The 6016-nt window shown below is 70.2% G+C and carries 7 protein-coding genes; 1 reads left to right on the top strand and 6 read right to left on the bottom strand.

The genetic code is table 11. The annotated features are described in order from the left end of the window. Positions 1 to 76 precede the first annotated feature (76 nt). From VGR06_RS21630 to VGR06_RS21620, 3 genes are all read right to left on the bottom strand, one after another. Positions 77 to 484 carry a tyrosine-type recombinase/integrase gene (locus VGR06_RS21630; RefSeq protein WP_327560942.1) on the bottom strand — a complete coding sequence of 136 codons (408 nt, stop codon included), beginning with the start codon at positions 482 to 484 and terminating at the stop codon, positions 77 to 79. Then, entirely contained in the window at positions 379 to 1401 is a 1023-nt protein-coding gene (locus VGR06_RS21625; RefSeq protein ID WP_327560941.1) for a hypothetical protein, read from the bottom strand. The genes VGR06_RS21630 and VGR06_RS21625 overlap by 106 nt, the downstream gene beginning before the upstream one ends. Before the next feature lie 209 nt (positions 1402 to 1610). Then, positions 1611 to 2201 carry a class I SAM-dependent methyltransferase gene (locus tag VGR06_RS21620; RefSeq protein WP_327560940.1) on the bottom strand — a complete coding sequence of 197 codons (591 nt, stop codon included), beginning with the start codon at positions 2199 to 2201 and terminating at the stop codon, positions 1611 to 1613. A 303-nt stretch (positions 2202 to 2504) separates the two neighbouring features. Between VGR06_RS21620 and VGR06_RS21615 the strand changes: the two genes are divergently transcribed. Further along, a complete protein-coding gene (locus VGR06_RS21615; RefSeq protein ID WP_327560939.1) occupies positions 2505 to 3383 on the top strand; it encodes an alpha/beta fold hydrolase in 879 nt (292 codons plus the stop codon). 527 nt (positions 3384 to 3910) lie between these two features. Here the strand turns inward: VGR06_RS21615 and VGR06_RS21610 are convergent. From VGR06_RS21610 to VGR06_RS21600, 3 genes are all read right to left on the bottom strand, one after another. Further along, entirely contained in the window at positions 3911 to 4843 is a 933-nt protein-coding gene (locus tag VGR06_RS21610; RefSeq protein WP_327560938.1) for a Crp/Fnr family transcriptional regulator, read from the bottom strand. A 16-nt stretch (positions 4844 to 4859) separates the two neighbouring features. After that, positions 4860 to 5309: a DUF6789 family protein gene (locus tag VGR06_RS21605; RefSeq protein ID WP_327560937.1), complete on the bottom strand. Its 450-nt coding sequence runs from the start codon at positions 5307 to 5309 to the stop codon at positions 4860 to 4862. A 416-nt stretch (positions 5310 to 5725) separates the two neighbouring features. After that, a partial coding sequence (locus tag VGR06_RS21600; RefSeq protein WP_327560936.1) for a hypothetical protein occupies positions 5726 to 6016 on the bottom strand: 291 nt, incomplete at its 5' end.

Below are 6016 nucleotides of genomic sequence, written 5' to 3'. Positions count from 1 at the left end.
TCGGTGACCTCGACGCGACCGAGACCGTCGGTCCGATGACGTCGAGCGAACGCTGTCACGCATGACCCGGCTGTGCTCAAGTCGTCCGGTTGCACGTCGAAGCACACTTGGCCCATGCCTCGGCGCGCCCGAATCGGGGATCTGGGGCATTCGCTCGCTCGGAGCGGGCGGTGGCTTCGGCGACCTTGAAGTGCAGGTCAAGCAGGACGCTGGTGCACGTGTCGGCGGTGAGCACGATGCTGGTGTGCCCGAGCTGTTCCTGGACGGTCTTGAGGTCTGCGCCGGCAGCGTGGGCGAGGCTGGCCGCGCCGTGGCGCAAGTCGTGCAGCCGCACCGGCGGCAGCCCGGAGTCGACCACGAAGCGGCGGAAGCGGCGGGTCAACCAGTCCGGGTGCAGCGCCGCCCCGTCGAGGGTGGTGAATACGTACCCGGAGTCGTGCCACCCGTCGCCGGCGGCGAGCCGCTCCGCGCGCTGGCGTTGCAGGTAGGTGCGCAGCAGCCGCACGGTGGTGCGGTCCAGGGCGATGGTGCGGCGGCCGGCTGCGGTCTTGGGCGGCCGACCGCGACGGTGCGGCCGTAGGCAAGGCGTTGCTGATCAATCATGATGATCTTCTGGTCGAGGTCGACGTCGACCCAGCGCAGCCCGGCCGCCTCCCCACGGCGCATCCCGCGCAGGGCGATCAGCCACCACATCGCGAACAGCCGGTCGTCGGCGACGAAGTCCAGGAACGCGACGAGCTGCTTGGCGGTCCACACCGCAACCGCGAACCGCTGCCCGGTCCTCCGCCAAGCGTCGACCCGAGGGTCGGTCCACACCTGGGCTTGCGGCCGGCACGGTGTGGGCAGCTCGGCGAGCCGGGCCGGGTTGTCGCGCAGCAGCCCGTCGCGGATCGCGGCGTTGAGCGCCGAGCGCAGGGTGGCCCGGATGCGGTGCAGCGTCGACGGGGTCGGCGGCCGCCCCAACCGAGTTTGCGTGCCGGCGAGTGCGGCGAACATGGCCGCCACGTCGCGGCCGGTCAGCTCGCCCAGCCGGATCCGGCCCAGGTACGGGATGAGATGCCGTTCGACGTGGTCGGTGTACGAGCGCAGTGTGCTGGGCCGGATGCTGCAGCGGGTGGACAGCCAGTGTCGTAGCCAGCGGGCCACGGTCCAGGTCTGGGTGGTGCGCTCCGCCCGGGACCGCTCCAGCAGCTCATCGCGCGCTGCCTCGGCGTCGCGGCGGGTGGCGTAGCCGCCGCGACGGACCCGCTCCCGCTGCCCGAACATAGTCGCCACCGAGCAGTGGAAGGACCAGCTGCCATGCCGCCGCTCGGCCAGACGCGGGCAGCTCTGCTCCAATCGCTTGCGGGTCCGCGGATCGCGACACCCGCACCGCTTGAAGATCACACCGTCGCTCGCCATCACGCACCTCCATGCCTGCCGGGCTTGTGGTTCTCACCGTGCGCGCCAGAGGCCGGCAGGGTGAAGGGCTTTGGCGGTTCGTCACCGGTCCGGACCACCGCTCGTCGAGTTTGAGCGAGCGCGGGCGACAACATGTGTCCCTGCTGGGCCCAGGCCGCTCTAGCTCCGCTTGCACGGCACCCCCTGGCCGCCCGAAAACTAGATAAGGGCTATCCGAGTGTTTTGCGTGCGGTGAAGCGCACGGCCAGGCCGGCGAGGCCCGGTCGCAGCCGCACCGCCTCGACGGGCAGCCCGGCGAGCCGGTCGCGAAGCTCGCCGGGCGCCATCAGGCGGTGGCGGGTGCCTTCGGCCTGGTGCAGCCATTGGGCGGGGCGGCTGGCCATCAGGTCGTAGCCGACGAGTACGCCGCCGGGGCGCAGCACCCGGATCGCCTCACCCAGCGCCGCCCCCCAGTCGATGACGTGGTGCAGCATGATGAACGACAGCACCGCGTCGAACCTGTTGTCCGGGAACGGTAGATCGGTGGCGTCGGCCTGCCGCACGTCCGCCCGATCAGCGACGCGTGCCAGCCGGGCGCGGGCAGCGGCGACCATCGCCTCGTCGTAGTCGGTGACCGTCATCCGCACCCCGGGTCGGGTGGCCAGCAGTCGGGCGGCCACGGCACCGCTGCCGCCGATCTCCAGCACGTCACCGCCGAGTCGCTCGCCTTGCAGCGCCCAGGGCAGCACGATTCTGCTGGCGAACGCGCGCCAGCCCGCGCCGCGGCAGAACGCGGACTCGAACCGCGACATCGCCGGCATTGCGAACTCCTCCGATGGGCGGTGGACGGATCAGGCCCGGTGGAGGGACAGGCTGACCCGGCGACCGACGCGGTCCCAACCGCCGAGTCCGTCATATCAGAACCACCGCATCCTGCAACCGCCAACCAGACCGGATTGACAGCCCAGACCCAAGCCCCCCGACGGGGACGAAAGTGTCGGTCCGGTCGGCTAGATTCGCCCAACCGGGACGGTCAACCGGAGCGGCGCGGCATGTTCCACCAGGCGCCAGGGTTAGGGATCGTTGCGGCTCACGTCAGACGCAGCCGGAAGGAGTTGGTGACGGTGACTCGACCTACCTGGGTCAACCATGAGCTGTTCCCGTTCCAGAGCCGCTTCCTCAACGTGCACGGGGCCAACGTCCACTACATCGACGAGGGCGACGGGCCGGTCTTTCTGGCCCTGCACGGAAACCCGACCTGGTCGTTCCTCTACCGCCACATCGTGGCCGGGCTGCGGGACAGGTTCCGGTGTGTGGCACTGGACTACCCGGGCTTCGGGCTGTCTAGCGCCCCGGCCGGCTACCGGTACACCGTCGCCGAGCACGCCCGCGTCGTCGACGGCTTCGTCGAGCAGCTCGGCCTGCGGGAGGTCACCCTGATGGTGCAGGACTGGGGCGGCCCGATCGGGTTCTGGGTGGCCACCCGCCACCCCGAGTGGTTCCGGGCGTTCGTGATCGGCAACACCTGGGCATGGCCGCTGCACGACCGGGCCACCAAACTGTTCTCGACCGCCCTGGGCAGCTCCGGCCTCGGCGGACTGCTGGTCAAGCGGGCCGATGTCTTCGTCAACGTGTTCATGAAGGGCGGCATCAGGCGCAAGAAGCTCACCCCGGCCGAGCGGCAGATGTACAAACTGCCCCATCCCACCCCCGCATCGCGGGTACCGGTGCATGTCATGCCACGGGAAATCCTGGCCGCCCACGAGCTGCTCGCCGAGGTCGAGCAAGGGCTGGCCCGGGTCGCGGACAAACCGGCGCTCATCGTGTGGGGCGACAAGGACCCGGGCTTCAAGGAACCCCACCGGCTGCGGTGGGAACGCACGTTCCCCCAGCACAGAACCCACGTCCTGCGCGGAGCATCGCACTACATCCAGGAGGACGCACCAGAAGAGATCATCACCGCGATCACCGACTGGTGGCCGGGCCGCAAACCCGGCGAATGATCTCTGCCCCGCACTGCCGGGCCGTGCCACCAATGGCGAGCGCCGCGGCATCGCGACCGTGGCCATCGCCCGCAAGCTGCTCGCCCGCGCTTCCACCTGCTCACCGAAGAGGCCAAGGCCACCGCAGACGCTGGCGGCACGTCAACCCATGACGGTGCCTGCGCCCGCACGGCTGTCACATCGACGACCATGATCAAAATCGAGCGACGACCAGGGGGATGGTCACCAGCACAGGGCGCGCTCGCAGACCGCATGAGTCTGCAACACGACCGTTGACCTGACTGAGCAGCCCGGCCCCGTACACACGGTCATGCGCGTCACCACGGCGCCGAATGGTGCCTGCGAGACCAACTCCGAGACCAACGCGCGTACCAACTCCGACAACCGCAGCCCCACGTCGACAGAGCCGAACGACGCTTCCTTTACCCGCCCGTCCGGCCACCCCGCCACGCCCACAGACAAGCCACTCCGACCTGCTCAACGCCAACCACCAGGCCCGAAGCCCACTGCGTCCAGGGCCGAGCCGATCAGTCGCCGGCTTCGGCGGAGATCCCGGCCAGGTCGACGATGGTGATCTTTCCTCTGGCGAGGCGGATCAGGCCGCGGTCGGCCAGCTCACCCAGGACCTTGGTAGCGGTTTCGCGGGAGGTGCCGACCAGGGCGGCGAGCTGTTCGTGGGTCAGCGCCACCTGGGCGGTGCGCGGTCCGACGCCGAGGCGGCGTTGCTGGCCGGCGAGGGTGGCCAGGGTGCCGGCGATGCGCTGGGGCACGCTCTTGAACACGGTGTCGGACAGCCGGCGTTCCATCTCGATCAGGCGTTGGCCGAGGATCTCGGTGATGCGGGTGGCGATGCGTGGGTCGGACAGCAGGTGCTGCTGGACGTGGGACCGGCTCATGACGCAGACGACGGCCTCGTCGAGCGCCTCGGCGTAGTTGTCGTACATGTGCTGGCCGAGCAGCACCATCTCGCCGAAGATGGTGCCGGGGGTGATCAGGGCGGTGGTCAGGGCCCGGCCGTCGGCGGCGATCCGGAAGATCCGCACCCGCCCTTTCTTGAGGATGAACAGGGTTTCCACCGGGTTGTGCGGGGAGTACAGCAGCTCGGCGGCGGCGTAGGTCTTCATCGGCATTACTGCGGCGAGGGCGTCCATCTCGGCCGGGGACAGGTCGGCGAAGATGTCCACCTCGGACATACAAAAGGTGCGGTCGTAGCCGGCCGCGATGCGTTCCACGTGTGCGGCCTCCTCGCGTCGCCCGGGCGCCCACGGCGGCGGTGCCGTGCCCCAGGCGGGTTGGTGCAGGGCGTCCAGCCCGTCAGCCAGGCACCGGTCATCCAGACCATACGCTGCGGGGTCCGCGGCGACCTGGCTGTCGGTCGGTGTGGTGTGGCCGGTGGTGGCCCGCCGCCGCGACCCCCGGGGGATGGGTGGCGCGGCGGCGGGGTCAGGGTGGATGGTCATGATGATCCGGGGTGGTTCAGGTGTGCTGCAGGCGGGGCCGGACCAGGGCGTAGACGACGCCGAGGAGCAGTCCGTAGATGAGGTGGCCCATCAGCGACTGCCATGCCGTCTTGTTGAACACGAAGACGTCCATGCCGAGCTTCACGGGCATGATCAGAAGCGCGCCGAGCACCCACCAGACCACCCCGTAGCCCAGGCCGATCAGCGCGGCCGGTACCAGCCGGGTGGCCCACCGGGCGAAGATCAGCGCGTAGGTGGCGCCGATGAACGCCGAAATGGCCAGGTGGACCAGCCAGCCGACGGCGACCGATTTGCTGCCGACCAGCATCGCCACCATCGGGATCATGTCCATCATCTGCATGAGGATGCCGAACATCACGCCGCCGACCAGGCCGCCGACGATGCCGGCGGCCAGCCGGGTGGGCAGCGCGGCGGCGGTTACCGGCGTGGCGCGTGCGGCTGTCATATCTGCTCGCCTCCTTTTCGTGGCTATCGAGGCGACGGTAGGACCGTCGGGTGGTCCGGTTCGGTGAGCGTGCACACACTTCTCACCCCGACTGGGCCGGGTCCTCATCCCGGCCGGGGGCGGCGCGAACGCGCGGCCGGTAACGGCCGTGGCGACGCACAAACTATGACGCCGCAACTATTCGGCACCGTGGGACGTGGCCGTTCTCCGTGCAGGTCAGCACGCATCGCCGGGTATGCAGCTGGTGCACGCGCGCCGCCGCCACAGGGGCTGCGGCGACGATGGCGGCGCCCCAGGATCCGCCCGCCACCCAGGTTGCGCAGCAGCGGGCGGGGACCGGCGAGCAGTTTGATGAACTCGTCGGTGGCGTTGGCGGCGATGGCCCGGTCCATGTCGGCCATCGGCAGCGAGCGCGATCATGAGCAGGCCGTAGCCGATGCGCAGCACGGCGACCGGGGCGTGGCGGGCCGCGATCGCCCCGCCGCCCCGGCCGGCAGGGTGACCGCCACGATCGACGCCGCGGTGCGCCCGTCGACCAGCCGCATCGCGGTGTAGCGGGCCACGCCGGCGCCGAACCCGGAGGTCTCCAGCAACAGCGACGCGGCGATCGCGGTCACCGTCGACAGCCGCGGCACGCCCGCCAGCGGGAACCCGATCAGGAACACGGGGGTGAGCAGCGCCGCGCTGCTGATGCCGCTGAACATCGC

The organism is Actinophytocola sp. (assembly GCF_036002505.1).
In the GTDB taxonomy this organism is placed as follows: domain Bacteria; phylum Actinomycetota; class Actinomycetes; order Mycobacteriales; family Pseudonocardiaceae; genus DASYTH01.
The sequence above is the reverse complement of the archived record's forward strand: the minus strand, read 5'-3'. Positions and strand labels throughout refer to the sequence as shown.